The organism is Sporosarcina thermotolerans, from assembly GCF_042658975.1.
GTDB classification, from domain to species: domain Bacteria; phylum Bacillota; class Bacilli; order Bacillales_A; family Planococcaceae; genus Sporosarcina; species Sporosarcina thermotolerans.
This window is the reverse complement of sequence record NZ_JBHSRM010000029.1, coordinates 82,866-108,630: the sequence shown is the minus strand read 5'-3', so window position 1 is coordinate 108,630 and position 25,765 is coordinate 82,866. Positions and strand designations below refer to the sequence as shown.

General features: G+C 42.7%; 27 protein-coding genes and 5 tRNA genes. 5 read left to right on the top strand and 27 right to left on the bottom strand.

All coding sequences use genetic code 11. The features are described from left to right. Positions 1-171: 171 nt before the first annotated feature. The 3 genes from ACFPZG_RS18455 (at position 172) to pstA (ending at position 3,175) form a co-directional block, all read left to right on the top strand. Complete coding sequence (locus tag ACFPZG_RS18455) at positions 172-1,143, top strand: PstS family phosphate ABC transporter substrate-binding protein (RefSeq protein WP_283733681.1); 972 nt, start codon at positions 172-174, stop codon at positions 1,141-1,143. A 193-nt stretch (positions 1,144-1,336) separates the two neighbouring features. Beyond that, on the top strand, positions 1,337-2,290 hold the full coding sequence (gene pstC / locus ACFPZG_RS18450) for a phosphate ABC transporter permease subunit PstC (protein ID WP_283733680.1): 954 nt from the start codon (positions 1,337-1,339) through the stop codon (positions 2,288-2,290). Next, on the top strand, positions 2,291-3,175 hold the full coding sequence (pstA, locus tag ACFPZG_RS18445) for a phosphate ABC transporter permease PstA (RefSeq protein WP_283733679.1): 885 nt from the start codon (positions 2,291-2,293) through the stop codon (positions 3,173-3,175). Positions 3,176-3,276: 101 nt separating this feature from the next. On the opposite strand, the gene glmM is transcribed toward pstA, so the two are convergent. The 12 genes from glmM to ACFPZG_RS18385 form a co-directional block, all read right to left on the bottom strand. Continuing rightward, the gene (glmM, locus tag ACFPZG_RS18440; RefSeq protein ID WP_317940546.1) at positions 3,277-4,629 is read right to left on the bottom strand and encodes a phosphoglucosamine mutase; all 1,353 of its coding nucleotides are present in this window, start codon (positions 4,627-4,629) and stop codon (positions 3,277-3,279) included. 43 nt (positions 4,630-4,672) lie between these two features. Further along, positions 4,673-5,944: a CdaR family protein gene (locus tag ACFPZG_RS18435; RefSeq protein ID WP_283733678.1), complete on the bottom strand. Its 1,272-nt coding sequence runs from the start codon at positions 5,942-5,944 to the stop codon at positions 4,673-4,675. Next, on the bottom strand, positions 5,937-6,773 hold the full coding sequence (gene cdaA, locus ACFPZG_RS18430; protein ID WP_283733677.1) for a diadenylate cyclase CdaA: 837 nt from the start codon (positions 6,771-6,773) through the stop codon (positions 5,937-5,939). Before cdaA ends, ACFPZG_RS18435 begins: the two co-directional genes overlap by 8 nt. 296 nt (positions 6,774-7,069) lie before the next feature. Beyond that, positions 7,070-7,702: a zf-HC2 domain-containing protein gene (locus ACFPZG_RS18425; RefSeq protein WP_283733676.1), complete on the bottom strand. Its 633-nt coding sequence runs from the start codon at positions 7,700-7,702 to the stop codon at positions 7,070-7,072. A 13-nt stretch (positions 7,703-7,715) separates the two neighbouring features. Further along, positions 7,716-8,279, bottom strand: coding sequence for an RNA polymerase sigma factor SigW (gene sigW, locus ACFPZG_RS18420; RefSeq protein WP_283733675.1), 564 nt, complete (start codon positions 8,277-8,279; stop codon positions 7,716-7,718). A 159-nt stretch (positions 8,280-8,438) separates the two neighbouring features. Beyond that, entirely contained in the window at positions 8,439-9,344 is a 906-nt protein-coding gene (rocF, locus tag ACFPZG_RS18415; protein ID WP_283733674.1) for an arginase, read from the bottom strand. Between the two features lie 75 nt (positions 9,345-9,419). Beyond that, entirely contained in the window at positions 9,420-11,522 is a 2,103-nt protein-coding gene (locus ACFPZG_RS18410) for an EAL domain-containing protein (RefSeq protein ID WP_317940545.1), read from the bottom strand. 527 nt (positions 11,523-12,049) lie between these two features. Continuing rightward, positions 12,050-12,124: transfer RNA gene (locus ACFPZG_RS18405), tRNA-Gln, on the bottom strand. A gap of 43 nt (positions 12,125-12,167) precedes the next feature. Next, a tRNA-Tyr gene (locus ACFPZG_RS18400) sits at positions 12,168-12,252 on the bottom strand. A 47-nt stretch (positions 12,253-12,299) separates the two neighbouring features. Next, positions 12,300-12,374, bottom strand: a tRNA-Glu gene (locus tag ACFPZG_RS18395). 97 nt (positions 12,375-12,471) lie between these two features. Next, positions 12,472-12,547: transfer RNA gene (locus tag ACFPZG_RS18390), tRNA-Thr, on the bottom strand. Positions 12,548-12,554: 7 nt separating this feature from the next. Beyond that, positions 12,555-12,629, bottom strand: a tRNA-Asn gene (locus ACFPZG_RS18385). Positions 12,630-12,808: 179 nt separating this feature from the next. On the opposite strand from ACFPZG_RS18385, the gene ACFPZG_RS18380 reads away from it, so the two are divergent. After that, a complete protein-coding gene (locus ACFPZG_RS18380; protein WP_317940544.1) occupies positions 12,809-13,474 on the top strand; it encodes a polysaccharide deacetylase family protein in 666 nt (221 codons plus the stop codon). Between the two features lie 173 nt (positions 13,475-13,647). Here ACFPZG_RS18380 and ACFPZG_RS18375 read toward each other — a convergent pair whose 3' ends face one another. Further along, complete coding sequence (locus ACFPZG_RS18375) at positions 13,648-14,328, bottom strand: KinB-signaling pathway activation protein (protein ID WP_317940543.1); 681 nt, start codon at positions 14,326-14,328, stop codon at positions 13,648-13,650. 143 nt (positions 14,329-14,471) lie between these two features. Here ACFPZG_RS18375 and gerD point away from each other — a divergent pair, with 143 nt between their 5' ends. Continuing rightward, positions 14,472-15,101 carry a spore germination lipoprotein GerD gene (gene gerD / locus ACFPZG_RS18370; RefSeq protein ID WP_283733669.1) on the top strand — a complete coding sequence of 210 codons (630 nt, stop codon included), beginning with the start codon at positions 14,472-14,474 and terminating at the stop codon, positions 15,099-15,101. A gap of 15 nt (positions 15,102-15,116) precedes the next feature. On the opposite strand, the gene ACFPZG_RS18365 is transcribed toward gerD, so the two are convergent. From ACFPZG_RS18365 to rpsM, 14 genes are all read right to left on the bottom strand, one after another. After that, entirely contained in the window at positions 15,117-16,175 is a 1,059-nt protein-coding gene (locus tag ACFPZG_RS18365) for an Mrp/NBP35 family ATP-binding protein (RefSeq protein ID WP_283733668.1), read from the bottom strand. Positions 16,176-16,253: 78 nt separating this feature from the next. After that, positions 16,254-16,967, bottom strand: coding sequence for an N-acetylmuramoyl-L-alanine amidase (locus tag ACFPZG_RS18360; RefSeq protein WP_317940542.1), 714 nt, complete (start codon positions 16,965-16,967; stop codon positions 16,254-16,256). Between the two features lie 138 nt (positions 16,968-17,105). Further along, the gene (locus ACFPZG_RS18355; RefSeq protein WP_283733667.1) at positions 17,106-17,402 is read right to left on the bottom strand and encodes a rhodanese-like domain-containing protein; all 297 of its coding nucleotides are present in this window, start codon (positions 17,400-17,402) and stop codon (positions 17,106-17,108) included. A 72-nt stretch (positions 17,403-17,474) separates the two neighbouring features. Next, positions 17,475-18,689, bottom strand: a complete 1,215-nt coding sequence (locus ACFPZG_RS18350; RefSeq protein WP_283733666.1) for a NupC/NupG family nucleoside CNT transporter — start codon at positions 18,687-18,689, stop codon at positions 17,475-17,477. 141 nt (positions 18,690-18,830) lie between these two features. Then, entirely contained in the window at positions 18,831-19,223 is a 393-nt protein-coding gene (rpsI, locus tag ACFPZG_RS18345; RefSeq protein ID WP_283733665.1) for a 30S ribosomal protein S9, read from the bottom strand. A 19-nt stretch (positions 19,224-19,242) separates the two neighbouring features. Beyond that, on the bottom strand, positions 19,243-19,680 hold the full coding sequence (gene rplM / locus ACFPZG_RS18340; protein WP_283733664.1) for a 50S ribosomal protein L13: 438 nt from the start codon (positions 19,678-19,680) through the stop codon (positions 19,243-19,245). A 168-nt stretch (positions 19,681-19,848) separates the two neighbouring features. Further along, the gene (gene truA, locus ACFPZG_RS18335; RefSeq protein ID WP_283733663.1) at positions 19,849-20,595 is read right to left on the bottom strand and encodes a tRNA pseudouridine(38-40) synthase TruA; all 747 of its coding nucleotides are present in this window, start codon (positions 20,593-20,595) and stop codon (positions 19,849-19,851) included. Continuing rightward, on the bottom strand, positions 20,596-21,399 hold the full coding sequence (locus ACFPZG_RS18330) for an energy-coupling factor transporter transmembrane component T family protein (RefSeq protein ID WP_317940541.1): 804 nt from the start codon (positions 21,397-21,399) through the stop codon (positions 20,596-20,598). Continuing rightward, positions 21,399-22,265 carry an energy-coupling factor ABC transporter ATP-binding protein gene (locus tag ACFPZG_RS18325; RefSeq protein ID WP_317940540.1) on the bottom strand — a complete coding sequence of 289 codons (867 nt, stop codon included), beginning with the start codon at positions 22,263-22,265 and terminating at the stop codon, positions 21,399-21,401. The genes ACFPZG_RS18330 and ACFPZG_RS18325 overlap by 1 nt, the downstream gene beginning before the upstream one ends. Next, positions 22,241-23,086 (bottom strand): energy-coupling factor ABC transporter ATP-binding protein, encoded by an 846-nt coding sequence (locus ACFPZG_RS18320; RefSeq protein WP_317940539.1) that lies wholly within the window; start codon positions 23,084-23,086, stop codon positions 22,241-22,243. The genes ACFPZG_RS18325 and ACFPZG_RS18320 overlap by 25 nt, the downstream gene beginning before the upstream one ends. A gap of 399 nt (positions 23,087-23,485) precedes the next feature. Then, the gene (gene rplQ, locus ACFPZG_RS18315; protein ID WP_283733661.1) at positions 23,486-23,866 is read right to left on the bottom strand and encodes a 50S ribosomal protein L17; all 381 of its coding nucleotides are present in this window, start codon (positions 23,864-23,866) and stop codon (positions 23,486-23,488) included. Positions 23,867-23,894: 28 nt separating this feature from the next. After that, on the bottom strand, positions 23,895-24,839 hold the full coding sequence (locus ACFPZG_RS18310; RefSeq protein ID WP_147057420.1) for a DNA-directed RNA polymerase subunit alpha: 945 nt from the start codon (positions 24,837-24,839) through the stop codon (positions 23,895-23,897). A 138-nt stretch (positions 24,840-24,977) separates the two neighbouring features. Then, positions 24,978-25,367: a 30S ribosomal protein S11 gene (gene rpsK, locus ACFPZG_RS18305; protein ID WP_009499031.1), complete on the bottom strand. Its 390-nt coding sequence runs from the start codon at positions 25,365-25,367 to the stop codon at positions 24,978-24,980. A 25-nt stretch (positions 25,368-25,392) separates the two neighbouring features. Further along, positions 25,393-25,758, bottom strand: coding sequence for a 30S ribosomal protein S13 (rpsM, locus tag ACFPZG_RS18300; RefSeq protein ID WP_283733660.1), 366 nt, complete (start codon positions 25,756-25,758; stop codon positions 25,393-25,395). Between the last annotated feature and the right edge of the window lie 7 nt (positions 25,759-25,765).

Below are 25,765 nucleotides of genomic sequence, written 5' to 3'. Positions count from 1 at the left end.
TGATGAACCCGCTTATTATAAGCGGGTTTTTTATTTATTCGTAAACATCCAATTTACAATACCTTTACATTTTAGCAATACCCTCTTAACAATCATCCTTTAAGATAATAGTTGTGAGGGAGATTGATTCCTTCATTTACATTAGAACATAACTCAGGGGAGGATTTATCAATGAAGTTCAATAAGTTTCTTTTATTCATGATCATGGCTGCGTTTGCGGTAGTTCTTGCGGCATGTGGTGAAGATGGCGATTCCGCAAAATCGGAAAAAAATAATGCATCTGCGAAAGACGTAAAACTGGAAGGTAGCGTCGCAATCGACGGTTCCGGAACAGTGTACCCGCTTATGGCTCGTCTTGCTGAAGAATATATGATTAACGAACAAGAGAACGTATCCGTAGAAGTAAGCCGTGCTGGAACAAGCGCAGGTTTCAAGAAATTCCTCGTTGAAAACGGAACGGACTTTAACGATGCATCCCGTAATATTAAAGATGAAGAAGCAGCTGACGCAGAAAAGCTTGGTATTGAAGTAAAAGAATTGAAAGTCGCTTTGGACGGACTTACATTCGTTATCAATAAAGACAACGATTGGGCAGCTGAAATGACACCTGAAGAATTGATTAGCATTTTCCTTGCAGATAGCACAGTCGAAAATTGGTCAGACATCAATCCTGATTGGCCAAATGAAAAGATCAAAGCTATGGGACCGAATGAAAACCACGGAACATATGAATTTTTCTATGAAAAAATTCTAGATAAGCAAGATATGGATAGCTCAGTTAACTTGCAACAAGAATATTCAACTCTTGTAAACCTTGTTTCTGAAGACAAGAACGGTATTGCATTCTTCGGATTCGGTTACTACGTCAACAACACAGACAAGTTGAATGCAGTTGCTGTTGACTTTGGTAACGGTGCAGTTGAACCAGCACTGGATACAATTTCTGAAGATGGCGCTTATGCGGACTTCACTCGCCCAGTCTTCACATACTTGAATGTGAACCACGCGAAAGAAAAACCACAAGTTAAAGACTTTGCAATCTACGTCATGAACAATATTAATAAATTTGCTGGGGAAACTGGCTTTGCCCCAATTCCTGAAACTGAAGTTAAAGAAAACATCAGCTTCTTGGAAGGCCTATAATAACAAAAGCGCAAGCGCATGTTCAGGGGCGACAGGCATAAGACAGTTTGGCGAAGAGGCGGTTTTTGCCTCATAGCCAAAATGGCTTATGACCCGAGCCCTTAGGCGCTGGAGTCTATACGGAATAAGTCAACTGGATGAGAGCTGTCAGAAGCTCTCATCCTCTTGTACCTTACTGGAAGGAGTTTCACTTATGATAAACCAAGGAATGACAAAGAAGGATAAAGTGAATATCCGTGAAATGATCGACCAAAACCAACGCGGCAATTCAATTAGAAGGAAAGTTGAAAAAGCAATACCTATTTTTCTCTCACTCATCGCCTCAATTTCTGTCCTGACGACTATCGGCATCATATGGACACTGTTATCCGAAACGGTGGAGTTTTTCAAACGGGTGCCATTCCTCGACTTCTTTACGGGCACCGTATTGAAGCCACTTAGCCAAAACCCAGAATTCGGGGTGCTTCCTCTCTTAATGGGAACTGTCACTTCTTCTTTGATTGCGCTTTTAGTTGCTGCACCAATCGGCTTGATGGCCGCTATTTACTTGAGTGAATACGCATCTCCGAAAGTACGTAAAGTTGTTAAGCCGATTCTTGAGCTACTTGCCGGCGTCCCAACAATTGTCTACGGTTTCTTTGCTTTTACATTTGTGACACCTTTATTACGTGAGTTTATCCCAAGTCTACAAGCGACGAATATCCTTAGCCCTGGTTTAGTCATGGGTGTCATGATCATTCCGATGATTGCCTCCTTATCAGAAGACGCGATGAGCTCCGTTCCAACTGCCATGCGTGAAGGTGCATCTGGATTAGGCGCTACAAAGCTTGAAGTGACACGCAAAGTCGTCATACCCGCTGCTTTATCCGGTATCATCGCTTCTTTCGTTCTTGGCATTTCACGCGCCATCGGGGAAACGATGATTGTGACAATCGCAAGTGGTAGTACGAAAAATTTCACGTTCGACATTACACAATCAATGCAGACGATGACCGCTTATATCGTTGAAGTGACGGGCGGGGATGCCGCTACCGGTACGACTGTCTATTATAGCCTGTATGCAGTGGCTATGACCCTATTCGTTTTCACACTCATTATGAACCTTCTTGCAAGAGCAGTTTCTAAGAGATTCAGGGAGGAATACTAAATGAAACACTTAAGCGAAAAACAACATATCCGACGGACTAAGTTCCGTTTGTTCTTGAATAAATTCTCGAAGTCCATTTTCATGCTGGCCGCCTTCTTCGGACTGTTCTTTCTTGTCGTTTTACTGTCCAAAGTCGTAGCTGATGGCATTGGTTTCATTAACTTCGATTTCCTAACTGGTAAATTATCGACCCAACCGGAGCGCGCGGGCATTATGGGAGCGATTCTCGGAACGTTCTGGCTTATGCTTGTTGTCGCCCCTGTTACGATGTTTTTAGGTGTTGGTACGGCGATATACTTGGAAATGTACGCAAAGAAAGGCCGCGTACTTGATTTCATTCAAACAAATATCTCCAATTTAGCGGGCGTTCCTTCTATCGTTTATGGAATCCTTGGAATGACTGTATTTGTACGGGCAATGAACCTTGGAAACGTTGTCCTTGCTGGTGGCTTGGCGATGTCCTTATTGATATTGCCAATCGTGATTGTTGCGAGCCAGGAAGCAATCCGATCCATCCCCTTCTTTTTAAGTGAAGCTGCTTACGGACTTGGTGCGACGAAATGGCAGACGATCCAGCGGGTCATACTGCCGGCATCCCTTCCAGGAATTTTGACGGGTGCGATTCTTGCCCTTTCCCGTGCAATCGGTGAAACGGCGCCGCTCGTCGTCATCGGCATTCCTGCATTGCTTATCCCGTTCCCAGGCGGCATTATGGACCGTTTTACAGTGTTACCGGTTCAAATCTATTACTGGACGTTAGACGCTTCATTAGTTGCAGAGTACGCGAATTTGGCAGCCGCTACAATTATCGTTCTGCTTGTGGCACTATTCATCTTGAATTCAACAGCGATCATCATTCGAAACAAATTCCAGCGTGTATTTTAAATAAGCATTTAATCGCATCCGAATTAGGATGCGATTTTTTTCATATTATTTATTCCAAAAAAAAATAGGAACTCTCTTTCGAGAAGTCCCTAAAATTTCCGTCACTCTTCTATTCCCATTTCTTCACGCACGACTTGTGCAATTTCGTTTACATACCGTTCACATGCATCATGATCCGGTGCTTCAACCATTACTCGGACGAGAGGCTCTGTTCCAGATGGACGGACAAGTACCCTACCATTCCCAGCCATCTTCTCTTCAACTTCCTTGATAATTGCTGCAACGCGGGCATTTTCAGTGACTTTGTTTTTATCCGTTACACGAACATTCACGAGTTCCTGAGGATAAATTGTCATTCCGCTAGCAAGTTCCGACAGCTTCTTGCCTGTCCTCTTCATGATGTTGACAAGTTGCAAGGCAGTCAACAGGCCATCGCCAGTTGTATTGTAATCGAGAAGGATGATATGTCCTGATTGTTCCCCTCCAAGATTGTAACTGCCTTTTTTCATTTCTTCTACAACGTATCGGTCACCTACAGCAGCTTTGACACTCATCATACCGTTCTGTTCCAACGCCTTGTAGAAACCAAGGTTACTCATAATTGTAGAGACAATTGTATCTGACTTTAGCCGTCCTTTTGAGTGAAGATGACGCCCTATGATGAACATGATCTGATCTCCATCGACAATTCGTCCCAATTCATCGACTGCGATGAGACGGTCACCATCACCATCAAAAGCAAGTCCAATGTCCGCCCCTTTTTCGACCACGAGTTGACTAAGAACTTCTGGATGTGTCGAGCCTACACCGTCATTAATGTTCAATCCGTTTGGAGATGCGCCCATCGTCGTCAAATCTGCATCCAAGTCTGCAAACAAATGTGTTGCCAATGAAGAAGTTGCGCCGTGTGCACAATCCAAAGCTACATGAAGGTCAGTGAATTCCTCGTCAACTGTCTGCTTCAAGTATTGGATATATTTATGTCCACCTTCAAAGTAATCCGTTACCGTTCCCACTTCCCCACCAATCGGACGTGGTAAATGATCTCCATCTGCATTCAACAGCGTTTCAATCTCTTCTTCCTGCTCGTCCGTTAGCTTAAATCCATCTGCACCGAAGAACTTAATGCCGTTATCCTCAACTGGATTATGGGATGCTGAAATCATGACACCCGCCTCAGCATTCATTGCTCGGGTTAAATATGCAACACCTGGTGTACTGATTACACCAAGTCTCATTACTTCAATTCCCACTGATAAAAGCCCGGCAATCAATGCGTTCTCCAACATATGACCTGATATGCGGGTATCCCGGCCAACAAGCACTTGGGATGGCTCCTGAGCATCCTTCGTTAACACATAGCCACCGATTCTTCCTAGTTTAAAAGCCAGCTCAGGCGTTAGTTCTTTATTTGCAATCCCACGGACGCCATCCGTCCCGAAATACTTTGTCATTATTCATACTCCCTTTCAATGATGTATAACAGCTTCTTCATCGTCAAGCAAGCTTTACTTCCATCGTTACTTCATCTTCCGAAAGCTTCCATGCTATATTTTCCGGTGCTTCCACAATCAACGGATAGATATACTCACCCTCACTATCCGTTTTGGAAGCATCAACACTTACTTTGAAATTAGCGATACTTAGTGCGTTAATCACATCTGGTTTTGCTGTTACTGTTAAGTCGACCATTCCGTTTTCCGGTTCACGAAAAACACTTTTGAATCGACTATCTAACCCTCTTACATCTACCGGAATATCTTTAAATTCCTTTGTTACATTTTCCACATCAGCTGGATCCATCGAAACTTCAGGGGGATCCTCAACGCTTTTTACTGTAGCTGTGATGTTCACTCTTATTTTATCTAAAGAAATTTGCGAAACGCCTTTTGGCTTTTGCACATTCAATTCCAACGATCCGGATTCTTTTATTTTGGAGATATCCACATCCACAACAATTTCTTTAATGGAATCCAATACCTTTTTAGGCCCATGAAGCCTAATCGTTTTCGCATCGGTATAGATGGAATCGATTGTTACATCTTCACCCGCAATACCCCTTTGTCGTAAAACAATTGGTACCTCGGTATTGTACTCTTCGATTTCCACTTTTACCGTTACTTCTTCAGGGACGATTTTTACATCTAATTTATTTAGATCCCGGTCAAGGACACGAACCCGGGCTTTTTGATTAAAGGATTTGTTAATACCTTTATCTCCCGTTGCGGAAACTTTAACAAAACTGATTGCCTCAATAACGCTTTTAGCCCCTGTAACTTCAATTCTGGCCGGTTCAACTTCCATTTTGACGACATTAAAATCTTCCGCAAGCAAACGTTCATTCAACTCTGGATCAACTCTGAACGTTTGAGTAATTTTTTCTTCGTAAAGTACTTCCACTGTTCCAGGTTCCAATTTTACATCTAACTTATCGGAAAGGTTCTCCGTTTGAATTTTTAATGTGTGTCGGCCCAATAGCTCGGGTCTTAAATCGACTTTCAATGTAAAGTCTCTTAGAAGTTTTGCAGATTGGACAAGGCTTGAAGGACCCTTAATTGTAACATCCACTGTTTTAGGAGCTCCCGTTACCACATAATTTTCTTCGTCATAGTACACCTCAAGGGGAACACCTTTGATTATATCAACGGCTTCGCCAATACTCGACCCATTCGTTTTTTCATCTTCCGCTTTGACGGAAAAGAACAGGATAATGGCGAGGGCCAATGCAGTGAACCGGAGAAACCATGGGCGGTCCATAAACTTATCCATTTTTCCGTTTCCCCCATTTCCAGAAAGAAGTTTGCGATGTTTCGTTCTCTTCTCCAAACCAAATTTGTCGCAACTGCTTTTCGAATTCCTCCATCGAGAGATTCCGATTAATATCACCATTTGCAGTCAAGCTGATGCCACCCGTCTCCTCCGAAACGACAATCGTGATGGCATCGGTTACTTCACTAATTCCAAGAGCCGCCCTATGACGAGTCCCTAATTCTTTAGAGATAAAAGGATTTTCAGAAAGCGGTAAATAACAACCGGCCGCAGCAATCCGATTTTTTTGCAAAATGACAGCTCCATCATGCAATGGGGTGTTCGGGATAAAGATATTGATTAGCAATTCTGAGCTGACATTTGAATTCATTTGGATTCCGGTTTCAATATACTCACTTAACCCTGTTTCTCGCTCAATTGAGATGAGCGCCCCTATTCGCCGCTTCGCCATATAGCTCACTGACTTGCTGAAAGCTTCGATCAAGCGGTCGCGCTCTTCCTCTTCCTGCATCGCTGAACGCGCAAAAAGACGGCCGCGCCCTAACTGCTCCAACGCACGCCTCACTTCCGGCTGGAAGATGATAATCACCGCAAGGAAACCGAAAATCAGCACCTGATCCAGCATCCATTTAAATGTGTTCAACTCAAGGTACTCGGTCAGGATACGCGCGAAGATGATGACAAAAATCCCTTTTAGCAGCTGTACTGCTTTTGTACCTTTTATAATTGCGATCAATTTATAGAAGACGTACCAAACGAGAAGCACATCCACTATATTTTTAAGTATTTCAATTGGACTCATATTAGTTATAATATCCCAAACAGGCATGCGCTTCCCCACCTTCATCCCAAATTCTTATACATTAGTATATCATACAGCCCTAGTCCAATGCTTCCGTAAAAGGGCGTGAATTGGATTTATAAGGCAGTTGTTTTTAGTGCATCATTATGATTGATTTTACTGCTGAATTTTGACGAATATTGGATGGGTTTGGTTGCAGGGGATTAAGTTTGAGTGCGGGGAATTCTTCATGAGCGTGGATTGGTCTTCCTTGAGCGCGGAACGCTATTACTGAAACAAAAAAACGATCGCCTTCCCGCTTGTCGGGAAGGCGATCGTTTTTTCTATTCTCCTACCGGCTCGCTTTTTGAAGCAGGGAAAATATCTTTCACTGTCGTTTTAATTTTATACCAAAGCCAATCGAACATTTTGTCGATTTCTTCGCTATTTCCTGTTACTACGGCTGTGGATGCCATATATTTTGAACCACGGATGACGGTTACGTTGCCGACGACTTCCCCTTCAATTCTGAGATTTCCATTTTCCACAACAAGATCGCCTTTTACAACCTCACCTGCAGGTACAATAACCGTATCGCCTTCGATGACAAGATTCGGCTGCTTGGTGAATGAGAACTGCTGATTGTCGCCGAAATTAGAAAAAAATGTTGCGCTCATTAGTATGAAGAAGAGTGCAGCGGCAGCCAGTAATGGATGCCTGCGTAATTGTCGTTGTATACCTGCTTGCGATTTTTCTTTCGGGAGACGTGCCATCACGCCTGAGACAAATCCGTCCGGTGCTTTTACGGGCGAAGCACCTTGAAGGAATAAAGACGACATTTTCAATTCATCCATCATTTCCTTGCAATGCGGGCATGCAGATAAATGATGTTTCAATTGTTGTTCGTCTTGGCGGCTAATGTCTCCGTCTAAATACGCGTGCATTAAATGGATAACTGGTTCCTGACACGTATTCATACTTAATTCCCTCCTACATATTACCCATCTGTTTCCGAAGCGCTTCGCGTCCACGGTGTACACGGGTTTTTACAGTTCCTAATGGTAGTTCTAAAATATCACTTATATCCTGCAACGGCAATTCTTCCAAATAGCGTAATACGATGACTGTCCGGTATTTCTCGGGCAGTCTGCCGATTTCGTATTGGACACGTTCCTGGGCTTCCATACGCTCAACTTCTTCTTCAGGCAAATCGCCTGTTGCCGCAATCTGTGAATACATATTAAGTCCATCAGTCCCTGGTACAGTCGCATCCAGATAGTAATCAGGCTTCTTCTTTCGAATGCGGTCGATGCATAAGTTTGTGGCAATCCGGAACAACCATGTGGAAAACTTACGCTTCTGATCAAATGTATGTATATTCACATACGCACGTACAAAAGCTTCTTGGGCGATATCCTCCGCCTCCTGTGGATTGCCAAGCATTCGATAACAAACGTGATACAGCCGATGTTGAAATAACGAAACAATCTCGCCGAATGCATCCTGATTGCCTTTGATCACTTCATTTATTCGTTTATTGACCAATTCATCCAATGACTTTCATCCTCCGCTCTATGCGGCTGTTCCTTCTATACGCTTGAAGGGTTCAACAGGTTTCATTTTTTTATCGTTATTTTTATTTTACCAAAGATTGATAAACTTTTCCTTATCCTTTCAATAAAAAAACTGCTTGGAAATATCCAAGCAGTTTTTTTATAATAATTTTTCACCAAAAAGTGAGCCCATTAGGCCAACCGCCACATCAGCAGTTTTGTTCTTTTCATCGAGAATCGGATTAACTTCAACAAATTCCGCTGAAGTGATGACTCCTGAATCCTCAAGCATTTCCATCGCCAAATGGCTTTCCCGGTAACTGATCCCTCCAGGAACCGGAGTCCCAACCCCCGGTGTATACAGTGGATCCAAACCATCAAGATCTAATGACAGATGAACCCCATCCAAGTTTCTGCATTTCAAGTATTCAATAGCCTCTTTCATAACGGACGACATTCCATCACGATCGATTTCATGCATTGTATATACTTTAATGCCTCTTTTCTTGATTAATGCACGTTCTCCAGGATCAACTGATCGGGCACCGATAATAACAATGTTTTCCGGCTTCACTTTTTGTCCATCTGTGAAAATATTAACAAGTTTTTCATGACCAAGTCCCATGGATACCGCAAGTGGCATGCCGTGAATATTGCCCGACGGGGATGTCTCTGCAGTATTTAAATCCGCATGGGCATCGTACCAGATGACACCTAAGTTTTTATATTTCGAAGTTAAACCAGCTAATGTTCCTATAGCAATGCTGTGGTCACCGCCAAATACAAGCGGAAACCTACCATTCTCAATAACTCTTGATACTCGATTGGCAAGTTCACTTGTTGCCTGTACAACTTCTTCAAGGTTTTTCAAATTTGTTTCTTCACGATTTTTATTTTCAATAACGCTTACTTGGATATCACCTTCGTCTTGAAGACTATGTCCAATAGCTTCCAATCTTTTCATGGCTCCTGCGTAACGGATGGCACTCGGCCCCATATCCACACCTCTGCGGCTTTGTCCGTAGTCCAGTGGAACACCGATTATCGATATATCTAACTTTCTCAATTTTACCAACCCCCTTAAACTTATAATAAGTTGTTAAAGGGAATGGCTCAACTCGACAAATTTACGGATATTTATTCATCTTTCTACTTTTGGAAACATATATACAATTTCATCGGGCGGTAGGGGTTTACTATACAAATAGCCTTGTCCTTCCCTGCAACCGAGTCGCCGAAGGATTCCTACTTGTTCAATAGTTTCTATTCCCTCCCCAATTACGTTCAGACCCGCCGTATCGGCCAATGTAACAATCGCTTTTACGATGGCTTGGCTGTTTTCATTCACATCGATATCTCGAATGAAAGACATGTCGATTTTCAATATATCCGCAGGTAATTCCTTAATGTAACTAAACGTACTATAACCTGTTCCAAAGTCATCTATAGCCACCACTATTCCTAAATCACGGATTTTTTGAATGGTATATCGCATTTCATCACGATCCGCGAAGGAGCTTTCTGTTAGTTCAATCTCAATCTGTTCAGGACCTACTCCCTCTTCCAACATAATTCTTTCAATCGTCTCTACGATTTCCGGATCCTCAAGTTGGACCGTTGACATATTTACTGCAATGGGAATTGACGCATAGCCCTGAAGTTTCCATAAGGCTGCCTGCTTACAGGCCTCCCGTAAAATCCACTCACCTAAAGGTAGAATGATTTTAGTTTCCTCCGCGAGAGGAATGAATTTATCGGGAGGAATACGGCCAAGATCAGGATGATTCCAACGAACCAACGCCTCAACTCCGGATAATTCTCCATACACTAAATTCATTTTCGGTTGATATTCAAGCGTGAAATATCCCATTTGAACACTTTTTCGTAATTCATTCTCCAAAAGGATTCGCTCCAACGTTTTAGCTGCGGTTCCCGGCTCAAACATTTGATAATCTCCGCCACCATGCTCCTTTACATAATGAAGTGCTTTTCCAGCATTCATAATTAGATCCGTTGGCGTTTTGGCATGCTTGGGGAAAAGTGCAATTCCGCAACTTGTGGAAATACTGAAAGATTCTTCATTAGACTGAATCGGCATTTCTAAGCGAGACTTTATTTCAGCAGTTAAGCGCTCTGCTTCCTCCTCATTTTTAACATCCTTTAATGTGAAGGAAAACTCATCACCTGAAATTCGACCGATAATATCCTCATCGCTAAGAATTGTTTTTAAACGATTTGCAATAACAGATAGAGCATAATCACCAATTTTATGTCCGAACGAATCATTAACATGTCGAAGACGGTCTATGTTCAAATAAACCAACCCTAATGTGGATTCTCTTTTTTTAGCAGACTCCAATACTGTATAAAGCTTTTCGCTGAATGCTTTGCGGTTCAACAGTGAGGTTAGCTGATCTTTAAAAGCCAATTCACGTATAAGTTGTTCAGATTCCTTCTGGATTGTAATATCGTGCATCGCTACCACAAGGTGATTAAAATACTCCCCTTTTTCCTTAATAAGATGCAAATTCACTTTCATCATTCTAACTGAACGATTGTTGTCTATAATGCGGAATTCAACCGTTGCCGTAGAGGAATATTTAGCCAAATGCAACGCTCTGTTTAATGCAGGATGATCCCCGTCCATCACAATCGTATTGAAATTGGTGTGTTGGAGTTTACTCAGGTCATACCCTAATAATGATTCATGGTTTGGGGACACATAACGGAAGTTGCCTTCAAGATCGATTACGGAAATAAAATCAGAGGCGTTTTCAGTTATTAACCGATACACTTCCGCATCTTTGAGTATCTTCTCTTTCAAGTTTTTTCGTTCCGTAATATCATATCGAATCGAGATGTAACGGTTTGGAATCCCCTTTTCGTTCAAAAAAGGTACAATTTTCGTATCGACCCAATAGAAGCTTCCGTCCTTTGCTCGATTCCGAATTTCACCATGCCATATATCCCCCCGGCCGATTGTCGCCCACATGTCTTTAAAGAACTGTTTCGAATGAAGGCCTGAGTTGATCATCGAGTGGGTCGATCCTATCAATTCATGGGATTTATATTTGGACATTTTCACAAATAATTCATTAACATAAGTGATTTTCCCGGTACGGTCGGTGATGGCGACGATGGCTGATTTGTCCAAAGCGAATGCAATATCACCTAACATTTTCTCTACATCTTGCTTATTTCCAGCACCCGTCATTTTTTGCATCATTTCAATATAATCATGCATAGGATATTACTTTCCTCCAGTCTGAAAACCATAGATACAATACAAATTGAATTACGTATTTGCGTTAGGAAAATTCCTTTGCTGATATCTGACCAACTAAAAATACTTTCCATACAATAGTAAAGTTTTTAAGTTGATCAATAATCAAAAAACAAATTGTTAGGTATTGGTGCATAAATTCAAGCATTAACTTAAACTTTTGTATCCATTATTTTATAAGTGTTTCTATTATACAATACCTTTTATATTACCTGCCAATTTTGTAATTGAAAGTTGGATGTTTGAATTTTTTTTGAACTTGTAGGGGGTTTTGGAGAAATAAAAAAACCTTTCATTTATGGAAGGGTTTTGGTTTTGTGATGTATGTGGTTGTTGGGTGAATTGTTTTTAATAGGTTTTTATTGGTTTGGTAATTAAACCATTTGCTCTTTACGTCTTTGGTGTTACTCGCAGTTCAAAACCTTTTGCTCCTAATACCTTTCGGTATTACTCGCAAATCATTTTTTTCGTGTTGCGAAAAAAATGATTGGCTGGGGTAGCTGGATTCGAACCAACGAATGACGGAGTCAAAGTCCGTTGCCTTACCGCTTGGCTATACCCCAACGTTAAAATCGTGATAAGCTGCTTCCCAGGTGTATGTATAAATGGTGGTGGGGGACGGATTCGAACCGCCGAACCCTGAGGGAGCGGATTTACAGTCCGCCGCGTTTAGCCACTTCGCTACCCCACCAGGTTAAAATTATGATAAGCTGCACATCTTTTTAAAAGGAACAAACATGGTGACCCCTACGGGATTCGAACCCGTGTTACCGCCGTGAAAGGGCGGTGTCTTAACCGCTTGACCAAGGGGCCGTTGATAATGGAAATGGTGTGTGCGAATCGCACAAATGTTATAGTAACAAATTTGAAATCAGTATGCAACCCTATTTCTGAATTTCTTTAAGATCACTGGAGCTTCCAACCGGATTCGAACCGGTGACCTCTTCCTTACCATGGAAGCACTCTACCTACTGAGCTATGGAAGCATAAAAATGGCTCCGCAGGTAGGACTCGAACCTACGACCGATCGGTTAACAGCCGATTGCTCTACCACTGAGCTACTGCGGAATCGTAATAGTATTTTTATATTCCAACGACAAAACATAGTATAGCTTAAAATCCAAAACGAATCAACTATTTTTCCAAACTATGCCTCAACGACTTTTTCATAGTAGCATGTTCCAATCATATTGGTCAAGCCTTTGTCATAAAGTAATTTATAGATTGCGTTTCAAAGGGGATGTGACTTGAGAACAAAATTAATACTACTCATTTTCGTTTGCACTGCCGCCGCCTTGATCTTTCCAGGCATACCTAACACTGATTCCCTAAAATCGGTATTCAGGTTGACGGACGAGCCGCATGAGGTCATCGTCAGAGGGATGTCAGGTTCTGCATTGACTATCAATATTTCCTTTGGCGATGAGGAAGTGGAGCAGTTGATTCGTGAATTGAAAGCTCCTTATCCTTTACTTCTTCTTGATATGGACTGGGCAGATCGCTTTCCAGAAATTGTAGAAATGATCAAGAAACGTAATATTCCGACCGGTCTGTTGGGACATGCGGGGTCGGAGTATGAACAAAACACTCCTCTTCTCATTGGGCAGTTGGAAAAATACGAGGAATTATTCGGTTCGAAACCATTATGGTTCAGGACTTCGGACGAGTTTTTCCCCCACTCTTTACGCAATGCTCTTTGGGATACAGAAGTGAATGCGCTTGGTTCCACTGTACAATGGAGCAGGGGTGAACCGCCTCCCGTTTTGGAAGGTGAAATCATTTCAATACCGCATTTTCGTGAAGATCGCGTTACGTTGGCTGATTTAATTACGCTCAATGAAACCCGCCAATATAAATCTTTGGAGGATGTTCTGTTTAATATGTCAATCAAGACGAAGAAAATACCTGATTAACCAAAAGCGTAGGGCGCCTGCTTAGGGGCGAAAGGCATAAGACGAAGATATGAAGTGGCGGTTTACGCACTAACTTCGACTTATGACCCGAGCTCTTGGCGCCCGAAGCTGGACGATCAAAAAAACAATGAATAAAAGCACAGTACCCCACGTCAGGGGTACTGTGCTTTTATTCATTTTGCTTTGGCCGTTTTCATACTTGCTTTTCTTGCTTTCTTTCGAGCATCAAGTTTTGCTTTATCTTCATCGGACTGGCGATTGTATTTAGGCAACATAAGAATCTGATAGGCATTTACTGCAAGAAGTGGGAATAATAAAATTGTTACCCACGAATCGATGTTTCCTGAACGTACCATCAACGCTGGCAGCCACTCAAGGGTCGTAATAACAATCATGAAAAACAATGCTGAAATAAGAGTGTGCTTTTTCGTCCATTTTGCTTTGAAATAAGCAGTTACAATGGAAACTGCAAGCAATGAAACTAACAATGTTATATACAAAAGAGTGCGCCCTGTATTACCCTCTGTCAGCTGGAATCTGAAAAATATTAGGTCAAAAAGTACGACTGCAATGATCAATAACTGTACCCAATTCCATAATGTCAATGATTTAAACAAATTGACACCGAATTGATGCACCGTCAAGTAAGCAAAGAAGCCCATTTGAGCAACGACACTCATCGTAAACCCAAGAAAAATCATCCAAATAAAGGCACCAAGAAACTCCAAATACTCCCCGTTTGACAAATATTGCGAGAAAAACTCCCAACGAACTATCAACCCGATGATAGCCGTGACAAGTCCTCCGATTATCAATGCATTAAAAAAGAATTTTATCCAATTTCGTATGGTCACGATATAGTTCCCCCGTTTTTCAATTGCTTATTATAGTGTATCAACGTTTTGTTGAAAAATCTATTTAGTTGAGCATCAGATGCATATTCTCTCCTATTTTGTGAACAATAAATGAAAACGCAATCGGAAGGGAAATTGATTCCATGAAGAAAAAATGGGTTCATTTACTTGTACTTGCCATACTCTTGTCGGGATGTAGCATGCAGCAACAAACTCCGAATTACGATGAGATGAAAAAAATGATGACGGATGCATTGCAGACAGAGGATGGGAAAAAAGCTATTCGGAAAATGCTTGGTGAAGCAGAATTCCGTGAGCTACTTGTATTAGAACAGCCGGAAGTGAAGAAGTCGATTGAGGATACATTATTATCGAATAAAGGTCAGGAATTTTGGAAGCATGCTTTTGAAGATCCGAAGTTTTCAGAGGCACTTGCTAAAAGTATGAAAGATCAACAACAAGATATTATGAAAAAGTTAATAAATGACTCATCTTTTCAAAATGAGATGGTGGAGTTTTTTGGACAACCAGATATGCAAAAGCAACTTGAGACGATCTTGCAATCGGCCGGTATGAAAAAACAAATGGAGAAATCAATTGAAGAGACGATTAACAGTCCTTTATTAAAAGCAAAGTGGCAGGAATTAATATTGAAAGCCGGCGAAGTGGCTCCTACTGGGAAATCAGGCGGACAATCTGGTGGCGGGCAAGGCGGTGGCGGTGGCAGTGGAGGTGGAGGTGGAGGTGGAGAAAGCGGAGGCGGAGGCAAATGACCTCCATCTCCGCTTTTATTTTTGTGTTTTATCTATAATCACTTGAGCAATTTTCGCATAGGTTTTTCCAATTGGATGATCTTGAGCATAGACAGAAGGTGCGAAATCCGTTTCACTCCAGTCTGGTTGACCAAGAGGGATTTGCCCTAATAGTTCAGTACGCAATTCTTCAGCAAGACGTGTTCCTCCACCTTGACCGAAAACGTATTCCTTCTCTTCAGTTACTTTCGACTCGAACCAAGCCATATTTTCGATGACTCCAAGGATCGAATGATCAGTCTGAAGCGCCATTGCCCCAGCACGCGCGGCTACGAAAGCAGCTGTAGGGTGTGGAGTCGTAACGACAACTTCTTTTGATGAAGGAATCATTTGATGGATATCAAGTGCGACATCTCCCGTGCCAGGTGGCAAGTCAAGTATCAAATAATCAAGCGGGCCCCAATCTACATCACGGAAAAATTGGTCAAGCACTTTCCCTAACATCGGTCCACGCCATACTACAGGCGCATTGTCTTCCACAAAGAATCCCATCGATATTACTTTTACTCCAAAACGCTCAACCGGAATAATCCTATTTTCTTTTACGACAGGCAACTCAGTGATCCCCATCATATCCGGCACACTAAAGCCGTAAATATCTGCGTCAATCAAACCAACCTTTTTACCAAGACGGGCAAGTGATACTGCTAAATTGACGGAAACGGTGGATTTACCAACCCCACCCTTCCCTGATGCAATGGATATGAATTCAATATTATTTAATGGTGAGAGTAAATCCTGTGCTTCCGATTCATTTGCTGTTCCACGGAATTTTTCAAGTGCAGCTGGTGGCAGCTGTTCAAATCGGATACCAACCGATTCAGCGCCTGCAGCTTTGATGACTTCAACCACTTTCATTTGTAAATTCATTTGCTCCGCCGTGTTGACTTTGGCGATGGCCAATTTTACACTGACATGCTTCTTCTCCGGTTTAACCGATACGCTGATAATCCCATCAGTTTCCGCAAGTGTTCTATGTAAAAACGGATCCTTTAACTCGCCTACAACGTCACGGACAATTTGTTCATTTATCAATTTGGCCACTCCTTAGAGGTTTATTCGATCACCTCTAAGTATACCATAGTGAATCCCACACAAAGTCAGTAATCGCCCTCAATTTTCTTCAGAGAGGTAAAATTGGACGATTCCCTCAATAATGGCATCTGCCACCTTCGACTGGTAAGCCGGATCTGTTAAAAGCGCCCGCTCTTCGGGATTGGAAATAAATCCAGTTTCAATGAGAACAGAAGGCATCGGAACCTTTTTCAGCAAATATACACCTTTTATGGACAGTGCTTCACGATCCGTATTCTTTAGCGTATTACGGAAAGAGCTTTGAATTGACTTAGCTAGTAATTCCCCACCAGGGTGTCCTTCAGCATGGTAAAACACTTGAGAGCCTCTCCATTTTTCTTGAGGAATTGCATTGACATGTACACTAAGGAACATATCGGGATTCTCCTCAATGGCTATGCTCTCCCGCAACTTTAAATCTGCAAGCTTTCGTTGCCGGATTGTTCCAAACTTTTCACCTGGTGCGTGTTCCGCAATTGCATCGCCTTCCTTTTCACGTGTCATCACAACCATTGCACCCTTCTTTTCAAGCTTCTTTTTCAAGTCATGTGCAATTTTCAAGGTAATGTCCCTTTCAATCACATCCCCGAAAGAAGCTCCTCCATCCAATCCACCATGTCCCGGGTCAATAACGATCTTAACCCCACCTAACTGCTCGGGCATGAAAAACCCACGGTCCGAAGCCTTCACTCCATAAATTACTACTAGAAGAGAGGTCGCAAATAATAATCCGACGATCAGCCATCGCTTCAAATTCCACACCGCCTTTTTCCACACTATACGCAGAAATGGGCCAAGATATGATTAGATATGGCTGCTTGTATTTTCTTATGGATAAGCCGTGCCAATTTGAAAAAAGGAGGCCGCAGTGGCCCCCCTCGTTTCAAATAGTTATTTAACTTCTCCGTGCCAATCCAGCATGCCGCCAACCATGTTTGTAACGTCATATCCTTGGTCTTCTAAAAATTCACATGCCCGGCCACTACGTCCACTGGATCGACAAATCATAATATACGATTTAGCTTGATCGATTTCATCCAGACGTCCTAACAACTCACCAAGCGGGATATGAATAGCTCCCGGAATCATTCCTTGTGCTACTTCATCATCTTCACGCACGTCGATCATGTGAAGAACCGCTCCAGTTTTTAGTTGTTCTTGTAATTCTTCTGTCGTTATTTCTTTCATGTCAGATCCTCCTTGTATACACCCCCATCTTAAATAAGTGCGATGTGTATAGTCCAGTACTTTGAATCAGGGTTAGATAAACATCCCCACAATAGCCGCACTTAACAGATTGGCGAGCGTTCCACCGATGATTGCACGTAATCCCATTTCGGAAATATCCTTTCTTCTCGACGGGGCCATTCCACCTAAACCTCCGACGAGCATGGCCAACGCTGAGAGATTGGCAAAGCCACATAGCGCAAAAGTGATCATAGCAACGCTTTTAGGTGAGAGGTTGACTATTTCCGGCGCAAAAGATGTGTAGGCAATGAATTCGTTCAGTACAAATTTTTGGCCTATAAATGAACCGGCTTGTAATGCTTCATCCCACGGAACTCCAATGAGGAAGGCGAGTGGGAAGAAAAGATAACCTAATATCTGTTCGATCGTTAATGAACCATACCCAAAAAGTCCGCCAATCGCTCCGATAATCACATTAGCTAAAAAGATTAGGGATATAAATGCAAGTAACAGTGCACCTACACCGACTGCTATTTTTAATCCATCCATCGCCCCGCGAGATGCTGCATCAATAATGTTTTTAGATTCCTCATCTTTGACCATCCGAACATTTTCAGCTGTGTTCAATGTTTCAGTTTGAGGGACAATGATTTTCGCAAATAATAATCCTGCAGGTGCACCCATGAAAGCTGCAGCTAATAAATAATCAATAGGAACACCTAACAAAGCATAACCGCCTAACACTGCACCCGATACGCAGGCCATCCCCCCTACCATTACTGCAAACAACTCTGATTTAGTCATTTTTTCGATATAAGGTTTTACAACTAACGGGGCTTCTGTTGGTCCAAGAAAGATATTGGCAGCCGCCGACATTGATTCGGTTTCACTTGTCTTTAGGGCTTTTGCCAAAAGTCCGCCGACAATTCTCGTCGCAAACTGCATAATCCCTAAATAATAGAGTACCCCTATTAAGGAAGCAAAGAAAATGATAATCGGTAACACTTGAAACGCGAAGGTGAAACCCACACCCTCAACCCCCAACACGCCGCCAAACAAGAACTGAATTCCAGCGTTGGATGAGTCAATCACTTTTTGGACGACCCCTGAAATAAATTCCAAAATTGTCCTTCCGAACTCCCATTTCAACACTGCAAAACCAAAAATAATTTGTATCGCCAATGCTCCGAAAACCGTTCTTGGGTTGATGGATTTTCGCGCTGTTGACAGGCACCATGCAATCGCTAATATCCCAATGATGCCAAAAATCCCCCAGATGTATTGCATAGTATCTCCCCTAACATATTTGAACTGATATCGATTAGTCTCCCGCTATTGGTGGAAGGATATTCGTTTTATCAATGAAATAAATAAAAAACCCCTTCCCGAATACTCGGGAAGAGGCTGTAAACATTGGTAAAACTAATATTAACGTTTTGAGAATTGTGGTGCACGACGAGCGCCTTTAAGACCGTATTTTTTACGTTCTTTCATGCGTGAGTCACGTGTTAGCAATCCTGCTGATTTCAATACGCCGCGGAAGTCAGGGTCTACAGTAAGTAGAGCGCGAGCTACGCCGTGACGGATAGCGCCTGCTTGTCCTGTGTAACCGCCACCGTGGACGTTTACATGGATGTCATAGCTGCCAAGTGTTTCAGTCGCTACAAGTGGTTGTTTGATTACTTCGCGAAGTGTTTCGAATGGTACGTAGTCTTCTACGTCACGGTTGTTGACGACAATTTTGCCTTCGCCAGGAACGAGACGTACACGAGCTACTGAGCTTTTACGACGGCCAGTGCCGATATATTGTACTTGTGCCAAAGGTGTTTCCTCCTCTTAATTATCCACGAAGCTCGTATGCTTCTGGTTTTTGTGCCGTATGTGGATGTTCCGCTCCAGCATAGACATGAAGTTTTTTGATTGTTTGACGACCAAGTGGGCCTTTTGGAAGCATCCCTTTAATCGCAAGTTCCAACATTTTAGTTGGATAGTTCGTACGCATTTCAAGCGCAGTACGTTGTTTCATATTACCAGTATAGCCAGAGTGGCGATAGTAGATTTTATCTTTTAATTTATTCCCAGACAATTGGATTTTCTCAGCGTTGATGATGATCACGTGATCACCAGTGTCAACGTGTGGTGTGAACGTAGGTTTGTTTTTGCCGCGCAAAATCGCTGCAACTTCAGAAGCAAGACGACCAAGCGTCTGTCCTTCAGCGTCGACAACGAGCCATTTACGCTCTACTTCGTGACCTTTAGCCATGAATGTTGTACGCATTTATGTTTCCTCCTAAAAATATCAATCTGTTCCGTTGTTTTCTCTATCCCTAAACACAAATAAACTTTCCGGGGCTTATTGTGGGGTTATTGAAATACCATTAATCATCTTATATCGAATACGCTCAGAAGTCAAGCACTTTCTAAGAAAACGCCAGGAAAAGTTGGCTCAGCCCTCATACGTCACGTTCATCAGGTACAAACCGTGTGCTGGCGCTGTTTTGCCTACCTTTTTACGATCCTTAGCCTCGATCATTTCTTTCATGTCTGATGGCTCGTTCCAACCAATGCCTACAGCGAAAAGCATGCCTGCAATCGTCCGTACCATATTGTATAGAAAACCATCGCCTTCAATCGTCATGATTAGCTCTTCGCCTTGCTCAACAACTGTTAGTTCACGTACGGTCCGTACTTTACTTGAAGTTGCTGTTTTCGAAGAGCAAAAGCTTGTGAAATCATGCGTCCCTATGAAATACGTGGCAGCCTCACGCATCCGTTCAATATCCGGACGCCACTTCCCAAGGTGAACTACATAATTCCTTTCAAAAGGACTTTGTATCTCACTTCTTGACCATTTGTACATGTATGTCTTTCCCGTCGCAGAATAGCGCGCATGGAATTCATCATCCACAAATTCAACGTCAACAACTCTTACATCCTTCGGCAATAAAACATTCAACGCCATCCGCCAACGGTCAGGAAACAGATTTAACGGCGTGTCAAAATGGATCACTTGTCCAAAGGCATGTACACCGGCGTCCGTCCGTCCACTTGCTACCGAATAGATCGATTTGTCCTTGTGAAGCTTAACAAGCGCTTTATCGATAACAGATTGCACGGTCCGCATATTCGGCTGAGATTGGTATCCCGCAAAATCCGTGCCATCATAAGCGACTGTGGCCTTTACCCGTTTCATTCAGCTACCTCCTCTCAACCAAACGAGAGCGGCTACCAAAATGATAAAAACGATGATAACCAATGTATCGCGTCCTTGCCAATTCAACTGGCGATACCTCGTCCTTCCTTCTCCACCGCGATATCCCCGCACTTCCATCGCGATTGCAAGATCCTCCGCCCTTTTGAACGCGCTCACAAATAAGGGAACAAGAAGCGGCACAACAGCTCGGATTCTCTCCTTTATCGTCCCACTCGTTAAATCGGATCCTCGCGCTAGCTGCGCCTTCAATATTTTATCCGTTTCATCCATCAAAGTAGGAATGAAGCGCAATGAAATCGACATCATCAACGCTAATTCATGGACCGGCAATTTAATGCGCTTTAAGGGATTCAATAATGTCTCCATCCCATCCGTGATTGAAATAGGTGAAGTCGTCAATGTTAACACAGTCGTCATAAGAACGAGTACAAGGAAACGGATTGAAATGAAAATCCCTTGCCGAACCCCTTCTTCATGTATTTTCAAAAACTTCAAATCTACAAGCACTGCACCTTCCTTCGTGAAGATAAAGTGCATGAGAAATGTAAAAACAATTAAGAAGAGGATCGGCTTTAGTCCGTTTAATATAAAGTATAATCTAATCCGGGAAATGAAAATAACGAACAATGTAAATGTAAGAATGAGTGCATAGGTAAATGTATTATTCGCTAAAAAGACCGCAATGATGAATAGAAAAACGAAAAGGAGTTTAGACCTTGGATCCAATTTATGAATGAATGAGTCTCCTGGCACATATCGCCCGAAAATCATTTTCTCCAACATTATTGCTCACCATCCTTCAAGGCGGCGGCAATTCCAGAAGCGAGTTGCTCCTCGGTTAACGCCAACTTGCCTAACGGCTTTCCCGTCAGCTTCTCAAAGTCGCGCTGGAACGCCACAGAACGCGGCAGGCCAAGACGGAAGGTCTTTAACCGTTCAGCATCACTAAACACCTCTGTGGGTGTTCCAGCCATCACTGAACGCCCTTCATGCATGACAAGTATGTGATCCGCATACTTGGCCGCATCTTCCATACTATGCGTGACAAGTATGGTAGTCAAACCCTCTTCTTCATGTAGTCTATTGAACAATTCCATGATTTCTTTCCGTCCACGCGGGTCAAGTCCTGCAGTTGGTTCATCTAAGATTAATATGGATGGTTTAAAAGCAAGGACTCCTGCAATCGCCACCCGGCGCATTTGCCCACCAGATAAATCAAAAGGTGATTTTTCTGCAACGTCTTCTGGCAATCCAAGTAATTTGATCAGCTCATGAGCACGGCGCCTTGCCTCTTCGGCAGGAACTCCGAAATTCATCGGACCAAACATTATATCTTTCTCCACAGTTTCCTCAAACAGTTGATGCTCCGGAAATTGGAAGACAATGCCGACGCGTTTGCGTATTTCTTTCAATTCTTTAGCTTTTGTGCCGGCAGTTATGTTGACGTCCCCAACGCGTACCGTTCCCTCGGTAGGTTTCAGAAGACCATTTAAATGAAGAAGCAATGTCGATTTACCAGACCCAGTATGACCAATGACCGCTGTATAGGAGCCCGATTTAATAGTGGCATTCACTTCATGCAACGCCCTTTTTTCAAATGGTGTCCCTGATGCATATGAATATCCTACTTGTTGCAGTGAAATGTCCATAGTTCATTCACCAACTCTTTTTCCGTCGTATGTTGACCTTGTATTGCAATACCTTCCTCACGGAGTAATCTTGATAGTCTTGATGCGAAAGGCAAGTCCAACCCAATCGCCTCAAGTTGCTCGTCATGAGAAAATATTTCTTCAGGCTTTCCGCTCATCATCATCTTCCCATCATTCATGACGATGACCTTGTCAGCCAACAGCACCTCTTCAAGATCATGTGTAATCGAAATAACAGTGAGTCCGGTTGTTTGTTTTAATTCATCAACGACTTTAATCACTTCATCTCGACCTTGTGGATCAAGCATAGAAGTCGCCTCATCTAAAATCAGAAGCTTGGGACGCATTGCAAGTGCACCTGCAATAGCCACCCGCTGTTTTTGTCCCCCCGAGAGGTGGTGGGGTTCATGATCCAGAAATTCTTCCATGTTCACTTGAGCAAGCGAATCATGGACCCTTGGCACCATCTGTTCAAACGGAACACCGTTATTCTCGAGTGCGAATGCCACGTCGTCCTGAACAGTCGAACCTACGAATTGGTTATCCGGATTTTGAAAAACCATGCCAATCCGGGAACGGATATCCCATAGGTTTTCAGTGTTCAGTTCTTCGAGGAAAACACTAAGCTTACCAGCTTCGGGGAATAAAAGACCTATCATCAATTTAGCCAATGTTGATTTACCCGACCCATTATGACCAACAATCGCAATCCATTCCCCTTCCCAAACGGTGAAACACACATCATCAACCGCCTTACGGGACTCACCTTCAACAGATTCGTATGTATAGGAAACATGATCCAATGATAAAATTTCTTTCACATCTTTCACCTCCGGTTTCCTTCGATTATGTATAAAAAACAAGAATACTACAACAATTTCTGAGTATAAATAAAAAAAGCGCGCACCTCATCCGAAGAATGCGCTTTTATCTATTCTGATGCCGGGTGCTCAATCCGGATCAGCGGATGAGATGCGTAGAGCTAGACCGATCGGCTATACCGTCGATCGTAACACTCAGCTTTTAATATTTGTCGTATAAATCATTTAGATAAGAAAAGGGTGTGGCTGTGCGTATGCCAGACACACCCTTTTGTTGTTACATTCCAGCTCCGGGCGCCAAACGCTCGGGTCATAAGCCATCTTGGCTGTGCAGCAAAAAATGCCGCTTCGCCAATCCGTCTTATGCCTGTCGCGTTTAGGCAGGCGCCCTACGCATTATTAAACTAACTCGATTACAACAACAGGTGCTCCGTCTCCGCGACGAGGTCCCATTTTCATGATACGAGTATAACCGCCTTGGCGATCTGCGTAACGTGGTGCAACGTTATCGAAAAGCTTTTGAATTGCAAAGATTTCCTTCTCATTACCTTCTTCATCAGCAGTTGTTACCAACTCGCGACGAATGAATTGTGCTGCTTGACGACGTGCATGCAAGTCACCGCGTTTACCAAGAGTAATCATTTTTTCAACGACTGAACGTAATTCTTTCGCACGCGCTTCTGTTGTTTGAATGCGCTCATGCACGATTAGGTCTGTAGCCAAGTCGCGAAGCATTGCTTTACGTTGTGAACTTGTGCGTCCAAGTTTTCTGTAACCCATAGAAGTTTCCCTCCTTCAATCTAGTTGTTTAATCTTCCGAGCGCAACTCAAGGTTCAACTCGTCCAATTTCGCCTTCACTTCTTCAAGTGATTTACGGCCTAGGTTGCGCACTTTCATCATTTCGTCTTCGGACTTGTTCGCAAGTTCGAGTACAGTATTGATGCCTGCGCGTTTTAGGCAATTATAAGATCTCACTGATAGATCCAATTCTTCGATAGTCATCTCAAGAACTTTCTCTTTTTGATCTTCTTCTTTTTCTACCATAATTTCAGCAGTTTGTGCCTCGTCAGTCATGCCAACGAAAATGTTCAGATGCTCCGTCAGGATTTTTGCTCCAAGCGAAACAGCTTCTTTCGGACCGATACTGCCATCTGTCCAAATATCAAACGTCAACTTATCAAAGTTAGTACTTTGACCTACGCGAGTATTCTCGACTTGGAAATTGACGCGTGAAACTGGAGTGTAAATAGAGTCGATCGGAATAACACCAATCGCAAGATCCTCACGTTTGTTCTGATCAGAAGGTGCATATCCTCTACCACGGACAGCGTACATACGCATACGTAGATGACCGTTTTTACCAAGTGTTGCAATTTGAAGTTCCGGGTTCAATACTTCGACATCACTATCATGAGTAATATCCGCAGCAGTGACTGTGCCTTCACCCTTCACATCTATTTCAATCACTTTCTCATCATCTGAATAGATTTTGAGAGCAAGTTTCTTCACATTCAAAATAATTGTTGCAACGTCTTCAACGACACCTTCAATTGTAGAGAATTCATGAAGAACCCCGTCGATCTGGATAGATGTCACGGCAGCTCCTGGCAATGAGGAAAGAAGAATGCGGCGCAAGGAATTCCCTAAAGTATTTCCATATCCACGCTCCAACGGTTCGATAATAAACTTTCCGAACTTGGAATCTTCACTGATCATAACTGTTTCAATCTTCGGCTTCTCAATCTCGATCATGCATTTACCCTCCTTCAAAACGTCTAGTATATAGGCCGTTCCATATTGAAATCGATTATCAAAAAGATATATAAAAAACAATCACACAATTCATTTTTACCAAAAATTGTGCTTTTCAATCAATTGGAGAACAAACCATTATACACGGCGGCGTTTTGGTGGGCGGCATCCGTTATGTGGAACCGGAGTTACGTCTCTGATTGCAGTTACTTCAAGACCTGCAGCTTGTAGTGAACGAATTGCAGCTTCACGACCAGCACCTGGTCCTTTTACAGTAACTTCCAAAGACTTCAAGCCGTGCTCCATAGCTGTTTTAGCAGCTGTTTCAGCAGCCATTTGTGCAGCAAACGGAGTTGATTTACGAGAACCTCTGAATCCTAGTGCACCAGCACTTGACCATGAAAGTGCATTCCCATGACTATCAGTGATCGTTACGATTGTATTGTTGAACGTCGAACGGATATGTGCAATACCAGTTTCAATATTCTTTTTTACACGACGTTTACGAGTTTGTTGTTTACGTGCCATGTCTACAGAAAACCTCCTTTACCTATTATTTCTTTTTGTTAGCTACAGTCCGTTTAGGACCTTTACGTGTACGTGCGTTGTTTTTCGTGTTTTGACCACGAACCGGTAAACCACGACGGTGACGGATGCCTCGGTTGCTTCCGATTTCCATCAAACGTTTGATGTTAAGGGAAGTTTCACGACGAAGGTCCCCTTCAACTTTCAAACCGTCCATTTGCTCACGGATTTTATCAAGTTCTGCATCAGTAAGATCGCGAACACGAGTTTCTTCAGAAACACCAGCGTTAGCAAGAACCTTTTGTGCAGTTGTTTTTCCAATTCCAAAAATGTATGTCAATGAAATGACTACGCGCTTATCGCGCGGTACGTCTACACCAGCAATACGTGCCATATAGATA

Excerpts from the sequence above, each read along its gene's own strand:
- ACFPZG_RS18455 (WP_283733681.1), top strand. The coding sequence starts at position 172 with ATGAAGTTCAATAAGTTTCTTTTATTCATGATCATGGCTGCGTTTGCG.
- pstC (WP_283733680.1), top strand. The coding sequence starts at position 1,337 with ATGATAAACCAAGGAATGACAAAGAAGGATAAAGTGAATATCCGTGAA.
- pstA (WP_283733679.1), top strand. The coding sequence starts at position 2,291 with ATGAAACACTTAAGCGAAAAACAACATATCCGACGGACTAAGTTCCGT.
- glmM (WP_317940546.1), bottom strand. The coding sequence starts at position 4,629 with ATGACAAAGTATTTCGGGACGGATGGCGTCCGTGGGATTGCAAATAAA.
- ACFPZG_RS18435 (WP_283733678.1), bottom strand. The coding sequence starts at position 5,944 with ATGGATAAGTTTATGGACCGCCCATGGTTTCTCCGGTTCACTGCATTG.
- cdaA (WP_283733677.1), bottom strand. The coding sequence starts at position 6,773 with ATGCCTGTTTGGGATATTATAACTAATATGAGTCCAATTGAAATACTT.
- ACFPZG_RS18425 (WP_283733676.1), bottom strand. The coding sequence starts at position 7,702 with ATGAATACGTGTCAGGAACCAGTTATCCATTTAATGCACGCGTATTTA.
- ACFPZG_RS18410 (WP_317940545.1), bottom strand. The coding sequence starts at position 11,522 with ATGCATGATTATATTGAAATGATGCAAAAAATGACGGGTGCTGGAAAT.
- gerD (WP_283733669.1), top strand. The coding sequence starts at position 14,472 with ATGAAGAAAAAATGGGTTCATTTACTTGTACTTGCCATACTCTTGTCG.
- ACFPZG_RS18355 (WP_283733667.1), bottom strand. The coding sequence starts at position 17,402 with ATGAAAGAAATAACGACAGAAGAATTACAAGAACAACTAAAAACTGGA.
- ACFPZG_RS18350 (WP_283733666.1), bottom strand. The coding sequence starts at position 18,689 with ATGCAATACATCTGGGGGATTTTTGGCATCATTGGGATATTAGCGATT.
- rplM (WP_283733664.1), bottom strand. The coding sequence starts at position 19,680 with ATGCGTACAACATTCATGGCTAAAGGTCACGAAGTAGAGCGTAAATGG.
- truA (WP_283733663.1), bottom strand. The coding sequence starts at position 20,595 with ATGAAACGGGTAAAGGCCACAGTCGCTTATGATGGCACGGATTTTGCG.
- ACFPZG_RS18330 (WP_317940541.1), bottom strand. The coding sequence starts at position 21,399 with ATGTTGGAGAAAATGATTTTCGGGCGATATGTGCCAGGAGACTCATTC.
- ACFPZG_RS18325 (WP_317940540.1), bottom strand. The coding sequence starts at position 22,265 with ATGGACATTTCACTGCAACAAGTAGGATATTCATATGCATCAGGGACA.
- rplQ (WP_283733661.1), bottom strand. The coding sequence starts at position 23,866 with ATGGGTTACAGAAAACTTGGACGCACAAGTTCACAACGTAAAGCAATG.
- ACFPZG_RS18310 (WP_147057420.1), bottom strand. The coding sequence starts at position 24,839 with ATGATCGAGATTGAGAAGCCGAAGATTGAAACAGTTATGATCAGTGAA.
- rpsK (WP_009499031.1), bottom strand. The coding sequence starts at position 25,367 with ATGGCACGTAAACAACAAACTCGTAAACGTCGTGTAAAAAAGAATATT.
- rpsM (WP_283733660.1), bottom strand. The coding sequence starts at position 25,758 with ATGGCACGTATTGCTGGTGTAGACGTACCGCGCGATAAGCGCGTAGTC.